The organism is Staphylococcus sp. HMSC62D11, from assembly GCF_001839145.1.
In the GTDB taxonomy this organism is placed as follows: Bacteria; Bacillota; Bacilli; order Staphylococcales; family Staphylococcaceae; genus Staphylococcus; species Staphylococcus lugdunensis.
In genome coordinates this window covers 79,446-97,325 of the sequence record NZ_KV840197.1, presented here as the reverse complement: position 1 = coordinate 97,325, position 17,880 = coordinate 79,446, and the positions used below count along the sequence as shown (strand labels likewise).

Here is a 17,880-nt window from a genome sequence, read left to right as displayed (position 1 = left end):
AAAAGCCTCCTTTTATGTAAGTGATTACTTATAAATTCAATGCAATCACTGTTTGATTTTTCTCAATTTTCTTAATGCCAATAAACTTCATTGTTTCTTGCGTCGTCTGGTGACCTAAATATTTTTGTATTATCGAAATTGAAATACCCGATTCATAGGCATGATATGCAAATGTTTTGCGCAAAGTTGTTAATCCTATATGTAAAATACCTAATTCTTCTGCTGCTTGATGAATAATTCTATAGGCCTGCTGTCTTGAAAGCGCCTGATGTGTACGTATTGATTGGAATAATAATTGCTGATTAGCCAATTGATAGTCATCAATATAATCTGTCAGTTCTTGACGTAATGTTTCAGGCAACTTAATCTTAATTGACGGTACTGTGTTTTCAATCCAAGCTGTTTTAATATTCCCTCTTTGCGGATTTTTAATATCTTTCACTTCTAATTTTAATAAGTCTGTCAATCTAATGCCGGTATGAATTGCTAATTTGAAAAATAAATAATCTCGCTTAGATTTCATGCTAAGCACTTGATACATACGCTTAATATCTTCTTTATTTCTAATAGGTTCTACTTGATTCATTTGGCCACCTCATAATTGTTTCTCATTTAATAATAATACATATTTAAGTTACATAAAAGAATTATGCTTATATATTCAAATTCATTTGGCTCTTTTGATAATGCGCAACGATATATAAAGTGTAAGGAGGTGAAAATAATGAATCAAATCAATCAACTGACTGTTCAGCTTACTGAAATCAAACTTAATGATGCAGGTAAAGCACAAGAACAAAAACGACGCTTTGCAAAACTGAATCCACAAGCCACTGCAGACCAAATCAAATCATTTTCTCAAATTATAAGTCAACTTACTGGTTTAAAATTTGATAAAGTGGAAGCGATTAAAACTGAAGAAATTGTATAATAAGGAGGACTTATCATGCCAAAAACTCTAGAATTAGTATTTAAAACGGCTGATAATAAAAATGCTAGACTGCAAGTTCCAAATATCGTTGCAACAACCGATGCAGATCATGTTAAAGAAGCCATGAATAACTTAATTGCATTGAAAATTTTAAATCCAACAACTGGTTTACCAGTTAAAGCTATTGCGGCTTATCTCATTGACAAATCAACAACTGCCATTTTTGAAGAAAAGTAACTTGTTCATACTAATATCCATAGCAATTGATTATTATTAACCATTTTTGACGGAGTCTGGGGCATCATTATTTTTCAGGCTCTGAACTCTATATTGATGGTAGTTAACTGGATTGAAAATACGCTTACACCAAGCTTTTCAATCCTAGTCAACCTTGCCGGGGTGGGACTACGAATTCACAATGAATTCTGTCCCGCCCCCTATCTATTTTTTAACAACTATCTTTTATCGTACTTTTATTTCAGCTATAATAAGGCCAATCACTTATTTTAAAGAAAGCGTGTTTACTTATGATATTACTATTTATATTCGGTCTTATTGCCGGTATGGTCGTACCTATTCAAACGTCAATTAATTCAAGGCTAAGCTATTATACGAAGTCATCATTTTATGCATCGACCATTTCCTTTTTCACCGGAACACTTTTTTTAGTTGTGCTTAATTTAATATTCAATCCACAGCTACTACATATCATACATACTCAACAAACTTCTTTTAATTACACATGGTTTGTAGGTGGTTTACTTGGCGTTTGTTTTCTAACAGGTAACTTACTGTTATTACCACGACTGGGTGCTGCTTTGACAGTTGTCATGACCGTAACTGGGCAAATTTTCATGGGGGTAATTATCGATACCTTTGGCATACTTGGAGCTCAGCAACATACGTTCACTACGCTCAAAGCTTTAGGTACATGTTGTTTGCTTTTAGGAATTATTTTAATGAACTATTTGCCGAAATCAAAGTTGACTGAAACCAAACAGCCACGTTTTTATTTATGGCTTATCATTGGTCTCATTTTTGGTTTTGCACCCCCGTTACAAACAACAATTAATAGTTCGCTAGCCCAACAAGTGCATTCCTCCCTTTTTGCATCTCTAGTGTCTTTTAGTGTTGGAACAATGGCTTTATTCATCTTAACATTATTATTTCATCGTAATTTACGTCTTGAGCGTTACCATGAAACGCAAGGAGCATTGCATCCGATACATTTTATCGGAGGTCTGCTAGGCGTAGCATTTGTCACTGCAAACATTGTCCTAATGCCTCATTTAGGTGCAGCTTTAACTACGATTATAGGTATGTTAGGTCAAATGCTTATGGGTGTTATTATTGATCATTTCGGTTTATTGGGGACACCTCAAAATCGTATCACTATAAGAAAAACATTCGGTCTTATCGCCATTGCTTTAGGGATTATTTTGCTGCGGCTTTTTTAATAGACATTTGTCTTGTCTCAAGCCTTAGAACGTGAAATCATTTAATATCGTTCTGAGGCTTTCAATATAGCCAAAATATTGTATAATATTTTTATAAAATAACCCCGAGGTGATTTAACTTGCCCACAATATTCAAACATCGTTTTATTTTCCCCTTACTCCTACTATTAATTGTTCTAGCTATTTGCCTGATGGTTTATCACACGTATTTTAATCAGCCTAAATCTTCCCCAACTTTAATAACCGTGAAACCATACCAATCAGCCTCATTTACCGCTATGGAACAACCTAAATCCTTTTATGAATTACGTTATCACTCAAGCTATGGCTATATAGATCATATTTATGTCAAAAATCAGCAACTCATCCAAAAACAGACACCTTTATTAACTTACTATAATCCTCAATTAGAACCCCTTATTCTTGCACAAAAGAAATTGCTTACTCAAATTAATCATTCAAACGTTTCTAACACATTTAAAGATCAAGCCCGTTTAAAATTTATTAGTGATATTGCAGTTGAACAAAATCATTTAGTAACACGTTTAACTTCTCCAATCAAGGGGTATGTTTTGATAAACAACACGACGCCCTCAAAAGAAAATGATATTATCTTAACGATTACAAGTGAAGAGCATATCATCGTTGGAGATTTACCAGAAACATTCCGCAATAAATTTAAAATAGATGAAGAAGTTACATTACTAACCAGCAATAATCAACAATTTTATGGCAAAATCAATAGTATTTCTCCAATTCCTAAGGCATATCATACAAAAAATTCTGTTTATCGCGTTATAATAAAATCTGATAAAAATTGTCCTCTTGGCACACACATTAAAGTTGCACCGTACCACACAACTTTTGAACTACCACAGTCAGTATTAATTCAAAAAGATTGCGTTTTGATTTCAAAAAATAACAAATTAATTAAAAGAGAAGTAAAATACACTAAGAGTTCAAAAAAAGGGTATATTATTATAACGCAAGGTTTAAATATTAATGACCGCGTTGTAAGACATCCTGAAGCCAAAGATATTTATGATTGAGCACACTTAATGACACTTAACTAATTTTTTTATATAATGAGACTAAACTAAATTACGCCGACATTAATTTGTAATATGAAAATTCTGTTAAATAAAAACTAACTTATCTCAAAACAATATTTTGTTTTATTAAGTGTTTTTATGTTTACTTTTTATTTTTATTTAGTTATAATTAACTAAATAATATAGCATTAAGTGCATTTAAATAAGTTTTATTGACTTCAAACTATCCATAGGCAACGCTTTAATTTTTTTATAAATCTGTATGATTATTAAATTGGGTACGGTGTCTTATAGTAAATGAGGAAATATATTGGGGAGGTTTCACATATGGCAGTTTCAAAAATCAATGATTGCTTTGAATTATTAGCGATGGTTACTTATGCTGACAAATTGAAAGGTATTATAAAGAAAGAATTCTCAATTAGTTTTGAAGAATTCGCAGTTTTAACATATATCAGTCAAAATAAAGAGGATAAATATTATTTGAAAGATATTATTAATCATTTAAATTACAAACAACCACAAGTTGTTAAAGCTGTTAAAAATTTGTCTCAAGAAAACTATTTCGATAAAAGACGTAACGAACATGATGAAAGAACTGTATTAATTTTTGTTAATGCAACACAACGCAAAAAAATCGACAAGCTATTAGAGCAAGTAAACAACCGTATTACAGAAGCAAATAAAGATGCATAAGTCAGCACATAATAATGCAATATTATTGCATAAACGCGATCAGCTATAAGCTAATCGCGTTTTTTATTGACTAGAAAATGAGTGTAATAACAAACTTATTCTAGTTTTACTAATAGTATGATCAAAACACATTTCACTACACAAATTAAGCCATTAAAAACATATTTGTCCATAATCTTTTACTATAGACTATTAAATTTCAATAGATCTCAATCTCGCTTATTATCATGTTAAGAATGACTTGCATCAATAAACTGAGTTAAAAATGACAAAAAGTGATCAGGTTCTTCAATGTGTGGTGCATGTCCTGAGTATTCAAACAACTCCTTTTGGACACGCGTAAAATGGTTATCAATATCATCGTCACTAATTAATGGATCATATTTGCCATCAATAACCAATGTTGGCACATGTATAGTCGCTGGTTGTTCAGCTTGACTATTGCTTATTGAATATAATGCTCTACTGGCAGTCGCATTGTCTTCTGACGTAGCCTTATGATATAAATATTGTGCTTGGAACCATTTCATTGCCCGACTTTGTTCCTTGAAAATGTAAGGAAATAATATCAAAATAGCCTCTGAACGATTGAAACCTTGAATCTCTTCTTGATGCTCAATCATCAACTGTGTAAAACCATGGACGACGGCCTTACGTTTAGAAGAAATCAACGTTAAAGACAACACTCGGCTAGGATATTGTTCAGTAAATTCACGTGCAACCATGCCCCCCATCTCATGGCCGACTAAATGAGCCGTACAGATTCCCAAATGACGCATGATTGCTTTTAAATCCCCAATATGGTCAGATAAGTGATACACATCTGGTCTCGAAGACTTACCATGACCACGTAAATCATATGTAATAACTCGATACTGTGTTTTTAACTCTGCTGCTAAATTATAAAAACCCGCTAAATTACCATTTAAACCATGTAGTAAGATAATGGGAATGCCCTGACCTTCGTCTTTATATACTAATTCTTTTTGGTCAAACGATTTAATTTTGTCCATGACGGCACCTCCCTTTACTAATCTGTATACCCACTCCCGCTAAGAATACGCTAAGAAGTTTAAAAACACTTTATTACTTTTGTATTTATATTCATTTATTATAAAAAGCTTAGCCCATAGCATCCTACATAACATAGCAATACCTATGGCTAAGCTTTTAAAATTTTTATATTTTGGTGCGTGATGATAATTGAATTGTATAGTATATCACTAATACAACAATTAATATCCATATTACTAATGAAAATATTTGAGCTTGATGAGGGTTATGAATAACTGCATCGATTGTTTTTTGTGCAAAGAGAAGGCCTATTCCTGTAAACTCATACCGCTTTAGAAACATGCCTAATAAACTTAGCGCAATTCCTACAAAGAAGACCACTTGATGGCCATACATCGAAACTGGCACAATCCCCAAATTAAAATTGAATGCGCGCATTACAATTAAAATCATAGCTAATATAGCGATAACAACTCCCATAATCATCTCGACACGGTTGCTATATAAATAATTTTTAGCTTCTATTCTAAAATGCAGTAAAACTGTCAATGGAAATAATATAATACAATAACAAATAGACATCGTTGTTGCTGCTTGATAAATAACAAATTGTTTATCATATAAATATGAGATAAGCACAAAATTAATGATGAAGAAAATCGCCGGGTTGATTTGTAAACCAAAAATATTGCGTTGAATGGTCAAGATAATTTGTGCCGGCGACTTCCCTCTATACTCAATATAATCCTCGTTTTTTGCTTCAGATTTAGCTAAATCATGACGATATTTTTCTTCAATATCATCAATAATATTTGAGGGTAAACCTTTATGTGTGAAGTAATCATCGATATTTTCTAGTAATATTTTATCATTAGGACGCATGATAAACTCCTTTACGTAACTGATTCAATAATCAATTGTATCATAAGTTATTCGCATTTACTTAAAGTTTAACATAAGTCACATGACAAAAAGAAAGCGACAAAATACAATCATTTAAAACATGTATTTGTCGCTTCTATTATTAATATGTCAGTGTTGCACAAAAAGTTATTTTGCAATATCTATACGATATAATTTAATATTTTTATCTTTTGGTGAATTTGATGCAAATTGATATGTTGTTTTACCATTTTCAATATAGCCAAAGTTACCACTTACGCTATTGTATTGCACGCGTGCAATCGCTTTGTTACCCACTAGGTGCTTAACATGCTTATATGTTGGGCCATCTGCTTTATTATAAGTCATAGAAATACGTGTAACATAACCATGGTCTTTTTGACCATTTGCAGTAACAACTAAAACACCTTTACTTGTGCGATACTCATAATAATGTTCTTTGCCACTTGGCTCTTTTGAATAGATAGGTGTGCCATATTTTTTAGTTACTTTATTAATAGATTCGCCTATATTAACATCTTCTATATTTTTTTGTCCATGCGTTAATTGTTCTACAGTTTGAGAAGTATTTCCAGATGCAGCTTCAACATGATATATGCCTACGCCACTGATTACCAAGCCAGAAACTAATAATGATGCCATTAATTTTTTCATAAGCTTTCTCTCCTTCTATTGTTTCTATCTTTCATTTGCTCATTCATATTATACCCTACATATTACTAAAATAACACTACTATTACAAATATATTACAAAAATATGTAATTTGTAATATAATAAATATATAAACTGCCGTTTCTTTACTTACTATTGTTGAGGTATATGTGCTTTAATAAACGAACTAACCTGACTAATAAAGTGTTCTTGTTCTTCAATAAAAGGATACAAACTAGAAGCATTAAACACTTCAAACTGTGGTTGTCCTACTAAATCTGCAACTTCTTTTGCCTCTACACTTGTAACTTGCTCACCATGTTCTCCAGAGATAATGTATGTAGGTTGCGTTACTTGGTCAAATGACTGTGCAATTCCTGTTGTTTTAAATACTTCTTCAACCGCTTCTATCTCTTCTTTAGTGGAAATCGCATTTGTGTCTTCAATATGTTTTAAATATTTGTTTAAATGACGCGGTTTATAATATCTATGTTTATCTAAAAATTTCTCTTGTTTATTGTCTTCCCAATTTCTTATTTCATTAGCATACTTACGGAACAAACGTTCAGCAGGCAATTCACCCTCTATTGACGTCGGATTGACTAGCGTTAATGAAGAACAATATTCAGGATAGCGTACGGCTAAATCAGCTATAATGTTAGCTCCTAATTCGTGACCTATAAACGCTGCTTGCTCGATATATAAATAATCGAGCAATAAAATGATATCATCTGCAAATTCATTAAATTTAATGATTCTTGGTTTATCAGAATAACCATGCCCTCTCAAATCTATCAGCACAACTTGAAATGATTCTGCTAACTTCTTAGATAAATCTTTAAATATAGCTGCGTTATCATATGCCGTGTGTATTAATACTACAGGATAACCTTCACCTGCAGTATGATAATGAATCGTAATACCACCTTTTCTTGTAAATAACTCCATTTATTATTCTCCCTTCCCTGCTGATTGTTGAGGTAAAATGTCTAATATTTCTTCAATCGTTGTTATCGTGTAATCTACTTCTTCAGCTAATGGCTCAATTTCCGCATCTTCTTGTTTAAACCATACACTAACCATGCCCATCGCTCTTGCTGGTGCTACATCGTTTAGTGCATCATCACCTACATACATCATTTCATTTGGTGTAACTCCTAATTGAGCAATCATATCTTCAAATATTTTTGGGTGTGGCTTACGGTATCCTACCATTTCCGAGGTCGATAGATAATTAATTACATGTTCAATTCCTAGAGAGTGAAGTCTAAATTGTTTGATCTTTGACTTACCATTGGCAATCACACCAGTAAGATAATTTCGTTCTGTTAACTGTTCTAAAGTGTATAGCGTGTCGTAGTATGGAAAGACATAGCGATAAAAATGCATTTCAAAATCTCGAAATAAATCTTTCCATGTTAAACGATCAATATGAAATTGTTTAATAATTTCTTTATAGAGATTTGGTTTATCGTTGTCCTCATCATCATCTAATTCAATAAATGTCTTTTTAAAATCTGCTAATTGAACATGCACGAAGTAATCATGGAAACGTTCATATTGTTCTTCAATAAACTTATCTCTTGATTTCTTTCTATCTAATAAAGTGCCTTCTAAATCAAATACAACTGCTTTAATACCACTTAAATCCATGTTTGTCCCTCTTTATTATATAATTTGTATTATCGTAGCAAAGACTTATTGTCATCTTAAAAAACGTGCAGATTTTATCAACATTAAAAATAACACGGGGATCCCTATGATGGCTAAAATAATACTTGCCGGAATTTGAACTGGTGCAATAATAATTGCGCCTAGCCAATCGGTTATCACCATCATAGTCCCACCAATTATAATATTCAATATCATTTGAATATATAGTGAGTAACGATGATGTATCCTGCGACTTAATTGCGGAATAATCATACCTATAAAACCTATTATCCCTACATATGCTATTACAATAGCAGACATCATTGAGGCTATAATTAAAACATAGAAAGTAAGCGTGGTTACATTTAAACCTAATGATTGTCCTTTAAGATCTCCAACTTGTAGTAATTTTATTCTCGGTATCATAATAAATAAACATAGTAATAAAGGCAAACATACCACAAGCATTATCCAAGATTCATAAAATTCTGCCGTAGCAAAGCCTCCAAACATATAATTTGCTACATTATTAAGTTGTTTAGGCTTAATCAGTATTAAAATATAAAGTAATGCATTAAACAATGCACCAATCATTAAACCTGTAATAATTAATAATCGCATTGGTTGTTGTTTAGCCATCGTATAGACAATTGCTAGAACTAAGATAAGTGTTAACATGCTTGTACCAATGGAGAAGACAGGTATCCAGAGTACGCTGATACCAATAAATAGTGGTAACGCCGCACCAAATGTGGCACCACTTGCTAAGCCTAATGTGAAGCTATCTGCCAACGGATTATTTAATACAATTTGAAACAGTTGACCAGCTACAGTTAAAACAGCACCAGCTATTAACGCTTCAAGTACCCGTGGTATGCGCACCTTTAGCAATATCATTTGATTAAATTGATCTAATATTGAGCCTAAGTTCCATAACAGACTAGTGCCTATAACTAAACATAATAACACTAGCCAAAGACTTACTACCTGATATCCTTTCATTATCGTCACTCTTTATCTTTTTTATTAAAACCTCACTTGACCACAGTAAATAAGCTATATACTATAAGCAATAAATTAATATACAAAGCAAGCTATATTTTCCAAACATACTGTTTAATTATTAGTCTTACAGCAATAGCCCACACATTTTTACCAACTTTATTATCATTTATAGATGGCTTCTTTTAAATCCTTTAATCCCTCATCAATACGTGGACCAGGTCGTGAAACTTCGTCACCATTCACAACTTCAACTCTACCATTTTTCACTGCTTTCACTTGATTAAATCCACCTCGTTTTTTTACGATATCGTTGTATTCAGATTTTGAAATACCTTCTGTAGATATTAATATATCTGGATTCTTTTTAATAATAGCTTCTTTGCTAACAGCTTTCCAACCTTCAATTGAACTAAAGCTATTTCGTGCATGTAATATAGTTAACATATCGTTAAAAAATGTCTGCCGCCCTGCAGTATAAATGTCTGGTTTAGAGGACACTTCTAAAAACACCTCTTGTTGTCGTTGATGCTGCGGTATACTATCAACTACTTTTTTAATGTTTTGTTTTGTGTCTTGTATCAAAGCTTCTGCTTGCTGCTCGCGATGAGTTACCTTACCTAGTTGTTTAAATGTTTGATACATCTCATCGATAGATTGAGCATCTTTCACATAAATCACTTTGACACCATTTTTTTGTAGCGCTTTAAGTACTTTATCAGATGATGCTTTTTGTGATTCATGCGCAACAATTAAATCTGGTTTTGCTTTTAATAACGCCTCTTTATTTAGATTCATCGCATCAAATTGTTTTCTTCCTTTTTTAATATTTTTAGGATAATCATCCACAGTAGAAACGCCAATGAGTTGTTTCTTCAATCCTAATTCATATAATATTTCTGTATTGCTTGGCATCAATGACACTATTCTTTGATACGGTGTATGCGATTGTTTATCCGCATTTTGATGTTGACTACGTTGCGTTTTATCTGATTGACTACAACCACTTAATATAAGCAGTATCGATAGCAAAAGTATAACCCCATATTTTAACTTCATTATGTTACCACCTTTATATTTATTTCAATATTCATCATATCAAATTTATTAAGCTACTATTATGTGATTTTCAAAAATATTAAAAAAGCACAAAGACGATTTTCAATTTTTTAATCATCTTTGTGCGATTATGTTGGGATTTGTATCCTAGTCTCTACATTATAAACCTTTAAAAATTTTGCACTTATAATTGTAGGTATATTAAAACTTGTATCTTATTACAGCCTAGTGCACTTCAGGTTCTGCACCATATTTATTAGGACCTTTATCACTTTCTAATAGACAGACAATAAGCGCATATAGCGCAGTCACAATAAATGTTATAGTATATACTAAACCAATGAATAGTCCAATATTTCCTGCCATTTCAAATAATGATTTATCGCTAGAATCATTTAACACAATCTTAAAAATATTCTCAATGATTGATAAGCCGTCAAATATTGCAATAATAAGCGGTGCAGCCATGGTGCGACCACAATCATGGAAACGACGAACTGAAATACTAAATAGTGGAAATAAAGCAACAATTTCAACAAGTGTTATCATTGAGTCTTTAATAGGACGTGATATAGGAAACACAATTGATAGGATAGCTATCAAAAAATAAGCCACAATCACTAGCCCCCACGTTATTAAGACAGACGGCCAAAATTCTTTGCGTCTTGTTCTTCCTTCAAGCTTAAATGTATTTAACCAAAATTTTTTGTAAAAACCCACAGCATGATCTCTCCTTATTTGTAATCAAACATTCTTTGTTTATACTTTACCACAGATTAAGATGCCTATTATCTTTTAAGCAATATAGGCACGAATTGCTTCAGAGATATAACAATTTAGGCCTTCTCTTCTATGTCGATTAATATAAGCACTAAAGCGTGTATCCTCTTCATAGAGTGTCGCCATATAGTTTAAAAATATAGTATCGCATTGGGGTACTTGTTGCAATATAATGTTTTTTAACTTAACAATATTAAGGTAAACTTCTGGTTGTGTAGCTGAAACTCCTTGTATTAAGTATTCATTCATGCAATCAAAAAATTGATTCATGGGTACTTCAATACGTTCATCCCACTTTTTACAAGCGCTATTTTGTTGCACTTGCTGTATGCTATAGGACTGATAATAGTCTGTTTGCCCATACTTTATTTTTGCTTCTTTAGCATATTGCGCATGCAAACGTACATGATCATAATCAAGTTCATCTAATGCTTTCTGATGTGATGAAGTGAGATGGTGTTGTAAATCTTGTAATCGCTGTTCTAACTCATAATAACGTTTCAAAATTTGCTGGTAATGTGCTTCAAGCAACTTGTTTTTAGCTTCTATATCACTATGACAATACCTATGAATTTGTGACAAAGATAGTCCCATATTTTTCAAAAACTGTATTTCTTGTAACTTCTCAATATCTGATTCACTATAATAACGATAACCATTTTCCGCAATGATAGAGGGGATGAGCAACCCTATCTCATGATAGTAACGTAATGTTCTAGTACTACTTCCCGTAATATGCGCAACTTCATTAGGTAAAAATGTGTAATGCAAACAACTCACCCCTTTAATATTTTTCATTCATGCATACTTATCTACTACTATAAACAATAACGTTACGTTAATGTCTATATTATTGTTCAAAATATTCATCTAAAAAGTTGTACTTTTTACTATTTGAACTATTGAAATAATTTTTACCAAAATTATCTAATAATGCATGAAACTCATTCGCATCTTGATTTGTAAAATTTACTGGTAATGTGATATGCTGCTTTAATTTATCATAGCTAGCTGTTTGTTGATAGCCTAATTTATGATATAAACGCCGTGTATAACTGTCAGGAATAAATTCAACACCATTGAATATATAAACCATTAAGACATCCGCTGTTTCCGAGCCAATCCCTTTAATTGCTAACAGTTCATCTCTCAATCGCTTATCAAATAAATGTGCAATGTGTTCATAGTCAAAGTGATACATATGTAACCAACTGAACAATTCATGTAGTGCCTTAGCTTTATTTCTATAAAATCCACTAGGACGAATTATACGCTGCAACGTTTCTAACGATAAAGATAAAATACTTTGCGGTTGAAATTGTGTTGCCTCTTTAAGACGAAGCAATGCCATATGTGCATTGTTCCATGCTGTATTTTGAACTAATATCGCACCTGCTATCATTTCTTCTGGAGTTTCTGCAGGCCACCACGCTTGTGGGCCCATCTCTTCGAATAATTTTTTATAAAGTTGCTCAGTTGTTAGCGTTGGCACATTATCACTCCCATTCATAAGATAAAAATACCCTCATAAACAACAGGCTATGAGGGTACTTTAATTCATTTATTTTACATAGACTCAGGTGCTGACACGCCTACTAAAGTTAAGGCATTATGCAATGTAATTCTTACCGCTTCAATAAGTGCAACAAGTGCTTTTGTCTTTTCTTGATGATCTGTCAAAACCTTTTCAGCATTATAAAATTTATGGAATGCTGCAGCTAAGTCTTGAATATAATTTGTTAAACGATGAGGTGCACGGTGCTCGGCAGCATTGTCAATAACTTGTTCAAATTCAGCAACCTTTTTCAATAAGTCAATCGCTTTGTCATTCGTGATCAATGAAAAATCAGCATCTGTAGTGATGTCTATTCCTTGCGCTCTTGCTTGTTTCAAGATAGAACAAATACGCGCATGAGCATATTGTGCATAGTAAATTGGGTTGTCTTGTGATTGTTCTTTTGCAAGTTCCATGTCGAAGTCAAAATGTGAATCTGGACTACGCATAGTTAGGAAGTAACGCGCCGCATCTACGCCTACCTCGTCCATAATTTCACGTAAAGTAATGGCATTTCCAGTACGTTTACTCATTTTTACTTCTTCGCCATTTTGCATTAGACGAACCATTTGCATGATTTGTATTTCTAAACGATCGCTATTTACGCCAAATGTTTCTAAGCTTGCTTTAATACGATTAATATAACCGTGATGATCTGCACCCATTAAATCAATTAAGATATCGTTACCTCGATTAATTTTGTCATAATGATAAGCAGTATCAGGTGTGAAATAAGTATACGAGCCATCACTTTTGATTAAAACACGGTCTTTATCATCTTTAAAATCAGACGTGCGTAACCATGTAGCACCATCTTTTTCGTACGTATAACCGTTTTCTTTCATACGTGCCAATGTGTTTTCAATAGCACCATTGTCATATAACGTTGTCTCACTAAACCAACTATCAAAGTGCGCATTGAAATCAGCCAAATCTCTCTTCAGCTTTACCATTTCGTATTCAACACCTAATTGTCTAAATGTTTTTAAACGGTCATGGTCAGAGTAATCTTTAATTTCCGGATGTTTCTGCGCTAAGTCTTTACCAATTTCAATAATGTCTTTGCCGTTATACCCATCTTCCGGCATTTTATGACTCGTATCACCTAATGCTTCAAAGAATCTTGTTTCAATAGAACGCGCTAAATTCGTGATTTGATTACCGGCGTCATTAATATAATATTCTCGTGTTACATCATATCCTGCAGCAATTAATATATTGGCTAGTGAATCGCCTACTGCTGCGTTTCGAGCATGACCAATATGTAAGTCCCCGGTAGGATTGGCAGATACATATTCTAATAAAATACGTTTGTTTTTAGGCTCACTTGCATAACCATAATGCGCTCCCTTAGAAATGGCTTCAGGAATGATTGCCGTCAAATAATGATTATCTAAATAAAAATTTATAAAGCCTGGTCCTGCGATGTCTACTTGTTTTACATGTGCTTTCGTTGTATCAAGATGATCTACAATGGCTTGAGCAATTTCGCGTGGATTCCGCTTTGCTAATTTAGTTAAGACCATCGCAATGTTGGTAGAATAGTCACCATTTTTACTATCTTTAGGAATTTCGATTTTTATTTCTGGTATTGATTGATCTTGAATGAGTTTAGCTGATTTTATGCTCGTTTTAATTTCATTAATTAATGTCTGCTTTACTTGTTCGATAATATTCATTCGCTTATCTCCTTATAGTTTATTTCATACTGGTACGTGCCCATTTTTTCATCTTCTTGATACAACTCATAATGTATCTTCAATTTGCCACCCGACTTGTTGACAAAATGCAGGATACTCAATGTTTTAACCGTTAAAGTGAGTCGTCCTGCTGAAATATCGTACAAAGTCGTTGTTGTTTTACCTTCAACAAAATGGAGGTTCATATTAATATCGCCTTTGCGAATGAGCTTGACCCCTTGTTGGTCTATTTTAATCGTTACATTTACATTAGCATCTTCTATATTTTCTTCATATCGAATGAATTCGGACTGACGCTGTTGCCATACACCAATCGTTGTCATATCAAATTGTTGCTTATCGCCATTTTGCTTTAAGACTTGCTTTGTATTAATCTTTACAGTCTTAGTCAAAAGTTACTCACCTTAATCTCTAAATAATTACACCACATTATAGCATAAATACTATAGCGCTTGTAGTCGTCAATATACTAAAAATATGGACTTATCGACATATTAAATATCTTATCATTAAAATTAATCTTGCTTTAAAAACTTTGCTATTGAACTACATGGACCAATATCAGAAATACAATATGCATTCGTTAATCATATTCAAAATAGCGATATAGTCAGCATGAGTATGCCGATAAATATGCATCATTCTATGACAATTATTCCCCTTATGAAACTGGACATATCGCTAAGCTCATCATCAACTGCTTCTTTTTTAAAATTATATTGCTTTAACTACTTAAATCGTTAAAAAGCTGAAACAACTCTTGTATAAGTTGCTCCAGCTTTTGCTTTGCTTCTTCATTTTAATCTATCATATACTGTAATTTGCCATCTGCGTCACAATATTTATCTATTCTTTCTAAAAATATCTGCTTCTGATTCAAGTTCTACTATGTCATAATTATATTTATCTACCAACATTTTATACTTATAGAAATAGATGATGCCAAAACAAAGCGTTGTTACAAACAATAATAGTTTAGTCATTTGTTGTCCTCTCATTCTATAAATCAATTCACTTACAAAAATTATACCATTTATTAAGTTGATTACAATATTAATTGATTAATAGACTGTGCTACATTAACATAGAGCAACCTTTTCAAATATATGTATCGCTCTGGTTATTACATAGCGTTTAAGCATCTTGTAATATGTTTATATATAGCAGCTTAGAGTTAATCTATGCTTGATACAACATAGGTTTTTTGACATTTCAAATAAATCATTAACGGTGATTTTAGACAAATTTCCCATTTTTAAAAATGACACGTTCTTTTTGACCATCTATAAAATAATTAAAGTTTTCTGTTTGGAAATCACTTAATAGCACTTTGGAAGTACCATATTTCATACGTTCATTTTCAGTTGTAATAATCATTTTGCGATATAGCCAACCTTCTTTTAACGTGATATCCTTCACTGCAGTGTAATCTAATAGCATAGCTTCTCTCGTTTCAAATGTGTTAAATGCCACAATGATAGCGGCAAACAATTCTTCACCAAGATAATAGACTGTCAAATCGTCACGATGATGTTGACCAACTAACATTCTCCCTTTTTTAAATTCTTTATCTGGAAAATTTATTTCTAAAAAATCTATAAGTTCTTGTTCTCTTAATTTCATCTGCATAACGTCATCTCTCCCATATAATTATTAATTTTATTATATATAAAATTTCAGTATTTGTATATTTTATCACTATGCGCTGAACAGAAATAATTCATATTTTGTTTTAAAATTAATTCATTTAAATGGGAAAATCACGTTAAACATTATTATTCAATCTTACTATATTGCTCATCATCGACGGGTTCTAACCATTCGTTAGAGCTATTTTCTGCTGGAACTTCAATCGCTAAATGTGTAAACCAGCTATCTTTTGTAGCACCATGCCAATGTTTGACTTCTGCTGGTATATGAACCACATCACCTTTCGTTAACTTACGTGCAGGTTCTCCCCAGGCTTGATAATAACCTTCACCTGCTGTTACAAGTAAGATTTGTCCACCTTTATGATGGATATGCCAGTTATTTCTACAACCAGGTTCAAATGTTACATTACCAATAGTTATGCCTTCTGTAGACAACATATTAAGATAACTATCCCCAATAAAATATTCTTTAAATGCGTCATTTTTTTCACCCATTTCAAAAACTGTATCAATATTTTTGTTAGTCATTTTTATCACACTTTCCTAAATTTGTTTCTTTAACCAATGAAAACATATAGAAGCTGGAACAGTAACAAAATGTCCCAGCTTGATGTATAGCTATAATGATGTTGTATCGTTCAAATTAAAACTTAATAACCATACGACCAGTGATTTTACCTTGTTCCATTTCTTCAAAGATATCATTAATATCCTCTAAGTCACGTGTTTTAACTTTAGGAACAACTTTACCTTCTGCAGCAAATTGGAAAGCTTCTTTTAAGTCTTGACGTGTTCCTACTAAAGAACCGACGACTTCAATACCATCTAACACAAGACGTGGTATATCTAAATCCATTTTGTCTACAGGTAAACCAACAGCAACAACACGTGCACCAGCTTTAACAACATCAACTGCTTGGTTAAAAGGTGTCTTCGCTACTGCAGTAATCACTGTGGCATCTAAACCTTTATTATTGGTTAGTTGATTAACGATTTCAGTTGCATCTTGATTTTTAGTGTTCACGACTGCATCGGCACCTAATTCTTTGGCAAAATTCAACTTATCATCACTAATATCAAATGCAACGACTTTAGCATTAAACACATTCTTAGCATATTGAAGTGCTAAATTACCTAAACCACCGATACCAAATATTCCAATCCATTGTCCAGGTTTAATTTTGCTCACTTTAACCGCTTTATATGTTGTAACACCAGCACAAGTAATTGATGAAGCTGCGGCAGGATCTAAGTCATCAGGCACTTTAACGGCATAATTTGCATTTACAATAACCTCTTCTGCCATTGCACCATCGACCGTATAACCTGCATTTTGGACATCACGACATAATGTTTCACGTCCAGAAGTACAATATTCACAACGTCCACAAGCTGCGTACATCCAAGCGATTGACACACGATCGCCGACTTTTAATGCGGTAACATCATCGGCAACTTCAATCACTTTTCCGATTCCTTCATGACCTAGTATTCTACCTGTAACATCACCAAAATCCGCATTTTTCACATGTAAATCAGTATGACAAACACCACAAAATTCTGTCTTAACAAGTGCTTCTCCAGGTTTCAAAGAACGTAAAGTTTTATCTTCTAAACTTACTTTATGATCTTGCGTAACAACAGCTGCTTTCATGATTACTCCACTCCTATCATTCGTTGTAATACAACACTATTATAGTTTAATTATACCATGCAAAAGCTTACTATCGTTAGCAATAACCTAGCTCACAATGTTTTTCATTAAATTATATTT

At 32.7% G+C, this 17,880-nt stretch carries 22 protein-coding genes; 5 read left to right on the top strand and 17 right to left on the bottom strand.

Annotated features, from left to right (window positions below):
* Positions 1–28: 28 nt before the first annotated feature.
* The gene (locus HMPREF3267_RS08650; protein ID WP_002492948.1) at positions 29–586 is read right to left on the bottom strand and encodes a tyrosine-type recombinase/integrase; all 558 of its coding nucleotides are present in this window, start codon (positions 584–586) and stop codon (positions 29–31) included.
* 138 nt (positions 587–724) lie between these two features.
* On the opposite strand from HMPREF3267_RS08650, the gene HMPREF3267_RS08645 reads away from it, so the two are divergent.
* From HMPREF3267_RS08645 to sarA, 5 genes are all read left to right on the top strand, one after another.
* Positions 725–931: a sigS mRNA-stabilizing protein SroA gene (locus HMPREF3267_RS08645; protein WP_002479411.1), complete on the top strand. Its 207-nt coding sequence runs from the start codon at positions 725–727 to the stop codon at positions 929–931.
* A 15-nt stretch (positions 932–946) separates the two neighbouring features.
* Positions 947–1,168, top strand: a complete 222-nt coding sequence (locus HMPREF3267_RS08640) for a DUF2922 domain-containing protein (protein WP_002459851.1) — start codon at positions 947–949, stop codon at positions 1,166–1,168.
* A 290-nt stretch (positions 1,169–1,458) separates the two neighbouring features.
* Positions 1,459–2,388: a DMT family transporter gene (locus HMPREF3267_RS08635; protein ID WP_002479412.1), complete on the top strand. Its 930-nt coding sequence runs from the start codon at positions 1,459–1,461 to the stop codon at positions 2,386–2,388.
* 119 nt (positions 2,389–2,507) lie between these two features.
* Positions 2,508–3,437, top strand: a complete 930-nt coding sequence (locus tag HMPREF3267_RS08630) for an efflux RND transporter periplasmic adaptor subunit (RefSeq protein ID WP_002479413.1) — start codon at positions 2,508–2,510, stop codon at positions 3,435–3,437.
* A 330-nt stretch (positions 3,438–3,767) separates the two neighbouring features.
* Positions 3,768–4,136: a global transcriptional regulator SarA gene (gene sarA / locus HMPREF3267_RS08625; RefSeq protein WP_002459854.1), complete on the top strand. Its 369-nt coding sequence runs from the start codon at positions 3,768–3,770 to the stop codon at positions 4,134–4,136.
* A gap of 230 nt (positions 4,137–4,366) precedes the next feature.
* On the opposite strand, the gene HMPREF3267_RS08620 is transcribed toward sarA, so the two are convergent.
* From HMPREF3267_RS08620 to adhP, 16 genes are all read right to left on the bottom strand, one after another.
* The gene (locus tag HMPREF3267_RS08620; RefSeq protein WP_037540832.1) at positions 4,367–5,149 is read right to left on the bottom strand and encodes an alpha/beta fold hydrolase; all 783 of its coding nucleotides are present in this window, start codon (positions 5,147–5,149) and stop codon (positions 4,367–4,369) included.
* 166 nt (positions 5,150–5,315) lie between these two features.
* The gene (locus tag HMPREF3267_RS08615; RefSeq protein WP_002459856.1) at positions 5,316–6,032 is read right to left on the bottom strand and encodes a hypothetical protein; all 717 of its coding nucleotides are present in this window, start codon (positions 6,030–6,032) and stop codon (positions 5,316–5,318) included.
* Between the two features lie 168 nt (positions 6,033–6,200).
* Positions 6,201–6,707, bottom strand: coding sequence for an SA0570 family protein (locus HMPREF3267_RS08610; RefSeq protein ID WP_062078614.1), 507 nt, complete (start codon positions 6,705–6,707; stop codon positions 6,201–6,203).
* Between the two features lie 151 nt (positions 6,708–6,858).
* Positions 6,859–7,653: an alpha/beta fold hydrolase gene (locus tag HMPREF3267_RS08605; protein ID WP_002459858.1), complete on the bottom strand. Its 795-nt coding sequence runs from the start codon at positions 7,651–7,653 to the stop codon at positions 6,859–6,861.
* 3 nt (positions 7,654–7,656) lie between these two features.
* Entirely contained in the window at positions 7,657–8,358 is a 702-nt protein-coding gene (locus tag HMPREF3267_RS08600) for an HAD family hydrolase (protein ID WP_002459859.1), read from the bottom strand.
* A gap of 51 nt (positions 8,359–8,409) precedes the next feature.
* Positions 8,410–9,360 (bottom strand): FecCD family ABC transporter permease, encoded by a 951-nt coding sequence (locus tag HMPREF3267_RS08595; protein ID WP_002459860.1) that lies wholly within the window; start codon positions 9,358–9,360, stop codon positions 8,410–8,412.
* 165 nt (positions 9,361–9,525) lie between these two features.
* The gene (locus HMPREF3267_RS08590) at positions 9,526–10,419 is read right to left on the bottom strand and encodes an ABC transporter substrate-binding protein (RefSeq protein ID WP_012990954.1); all 894 of its coding nucleotides are present in this window, start codon (positions 10,417–10,419) and stop codon (positions 9,526–9,528) included.
* Positions 10,420–10,644: 225 nt separating this feature from the next.
* On the bottom strand, positions 10,645–11,139 hold the full coding sequence (locus tag HMPREF3267_RS08585) for a DUF805 domain-containing protein (protein ID WP_002459862.1): 495 nt from the start codon (positions 11,137–11,139) through the stop codon (positions 10,645–10,647).
* A 75-nt stretch (positions 11,140–11,214) separates the two neighbouring features.
* Positions 11,215–11,979 (bottom strand): MerR family transcriptional regulator, encoded by a 765-nt coding sequence (locus tag HMPREF3267_RS08580; protein ID WP_225306497.1) that lies wholly within the window; start codon positions 11,977–11,979, stop codon positions 11,215–11,217.
* Between the two features lie 70 nt (positions 11,980–12,049).
* A complete protein-coding gene (locus HMPREF3267_RS08575) occupies positions 12,050–12,709 on the bottom strand; it encodes an endonuclease III domain-containing protein (RefSeq protein WP_037540831.1) in 660 nt (219 codons plus the stop codon).
* A 56-nt stretch (positions 12,710–12,765) separates the two neighbouring features.
* Positions 12,766–14,433: an arginine--tRNA ligase gene (gene argS, locus HMPREF3267_RS08570; RefSeq protein WP_002479418.1), complete on the bottom strand. Its 1,668-nt coding sequence runs from the start codon at positions 14,431–14,433 to the stop codon at positions 12,766–12,768.
* A complete protein-coding gene (locus tag HMPREF3267_RS08565; RefSeq protein ID WP_002479419.1) occupies positions 14,430–14,846 on the bottom strand; it encodes a YwiB family protein in 417 nt (138 codons plus the stop codon). The genes argS and HMPREF3267_RS08565 overlap by 4 nt, the downstream gene beginning before the upstream one ends.
* 450 nt (positions 14,847–15,296) lie before the next feature.
* Positions 15,297–15,437, bottom strand: coding sequence for a hypothetical protein (locus HMPREF3267_RS12640; protein WP_002479420.1), 141 nt, complete (start codon positions 15,435–15,437; stop codon positions 15,297–15,299).
* A gap of 253 nt (positions 15,438–15,690) precedes the next feature.
* Positions 15,691–16,083, bottom strand: a complete 393-nt coding sequence (locus tag HMPREF3267_RS08560) for a hypothetical protein (protein WP_002459868.1) — start codon at positions 16,081–16,083, stop codon at positions 15,691–15,693.
* Between the two features lie 146 nt (positions 16,084–16,229).
* Entirely contained in the window at positions 16,230–16,634 is a 405-nt protein-coding gene (locus HMPREF3267_RS08555; RefSeq protein ID WP_002459869.1) for a cupin domain-containing protein, read from the bottom strand.
* Between the two features lie 115 nt (positions 16,635–16,749).
* Complete coding sequence (gene adhP, locus HMPREF3267_RS08550) at positions 16,750–17,760, bottom strand: alcohol dehydrogenase AdhP (RefSeq protein WP_002492995.1); 1,011 nt, start codon at positions 17,758–17,760, stop codon at positions 16,750–16,752.
* Positions 17,761–17,880 lie beyond the last annotated feature (120 nt).

Excerpts from the sequence above, each read along its gene's own strand:
- sarA (WP_002459854.1), top strand. The coding sequence starts at position 3,768 with ATGGCAGTTTCAAAAATCAATGATTGCTTTGAATTATTAGCGATGGTT.
- HMPREF3267_RS08600 (WP_002459859.1), bottom strand. The coding sequence starts at position 8,358 with ATGGATTTAAGTGGTATTAAAGCAGTTGTATTTGATTTAGAAGGCACT.
- HMPREF3267_RS08590 (WP_012990954.1), bottom strand. The coding sequence starts at position 10,419 with ATGAAGTTAAAATATGGGGTTATACTTTTGCTATCGATACTGCTTATA.
- HMPREF3267_RS08560 (WP_002459868.1), bottom strand. The coding sequence starts at position 16,083 with ATGCAGATGAAATTAAGAGAACAAGAACTTATAGATTTTTTAGAAATA.
- HMPREF3267_RS08635 (WP_002479412.1), top strand. The coding sequence starts at position 1,459 with ATGATATTACTATTTATATTCGGTCTTATTGCCGGTATGGTCGTACCT.
- HMPREF3267_RS08605 (WP_002459858.1), bottom strand. The coding sequence starts at position 7,653 with ATGGAGTTATTTACAAGAAAAGGTGGTATTACGATTCATTATCATACT.
- HMPREF3267_RS08610 (WP_062078614.1), bottom strand. The coding sequence starts at position 6,707 with ATGAAAAAATTAATGGCATCATTATTAGTTTCTGGCTTGGTAATCAGT.
- HMPREF3267_RS08615 (WP_002459856.1), bottom strand. The coding sequence starts at position 6,032 with ATGCGTCCTAATGATAAAATATTACTAGAAAATATCGATGATTACTTC.
- HMPREF3267_RS08620 (WP_037540832.1), bottom strand. The coding sequence starts at position 5,149 with ATGGACAAAATTAAATCGTTTGACCAAAAAGAATTAGTATATAAAGAC.
- HMPREF3267_RS08575 (WP_037540831.1), bottom strand. The coding sequence starts at position 12,709 with ATGAATGGGAGTGATAATGTGCCAACGCTAACAACTGAGCAACTTTAT.
- adhP (WP_002492995.1), bottom strand. The coding sequence starts at position 17,760 with ATGAAAGCAGCTGTTGTTACGCAAGATCATAAAGTAAGTTTAGAAGAT.
- HMPREF3267_RS08555 (WP_002459869.1), bottom strand. The coding sequence starts at position 16,634 with ATGACTAACAAAAATATTGATACAGTTTTTGAAATGGGTGAAAAAAAT.
- HMPREF3267_RS08640 (WP_002459851.1), top strand. The coding sequence starts at position 947 with ATGCCAAAAACTCTAGAATTAGTATTTAAAACGGCTGATAATAAAAAT.
- HMPREF3267_RS08645 (WP_002479411.1), top strand. The coding sequence starts at position 725 with ATGAATCAAATCAATCAACTGACTGTTCAGCTTACTGAAATCAAACTT.
- HMPREF3267_RS12640 (WP_002479420.1), bottom strand. The coding sequence starts at position 15,437 with ATGACTAAACTATTATTGTTTGTAACAACGCTTTGTTTTGGCATCATC.
- argS (WP_002479418.1), bottom strand. The coding sequence starts at position 14,433 with ATGAATATTATCGAACAAGTAAAGCAGACATTAATTAATGAAATTAAA.
- HMPREF3267_RS08595 (WP_002459860.1), bottom strand. The coding sequence starts at position 9,360 with ATGAAAGGATATCAGGTAGTAAGTCTTTGGCTAGTGTTATTATGTTTA.
- HMPREF3267_RS08650 (WP_002492948.1), bottom strand. The coding sequence starts at position 586 with ATGAATCAAGTAGAACCTATTAGAAATAAAGAAGATATTAAGCGTATG.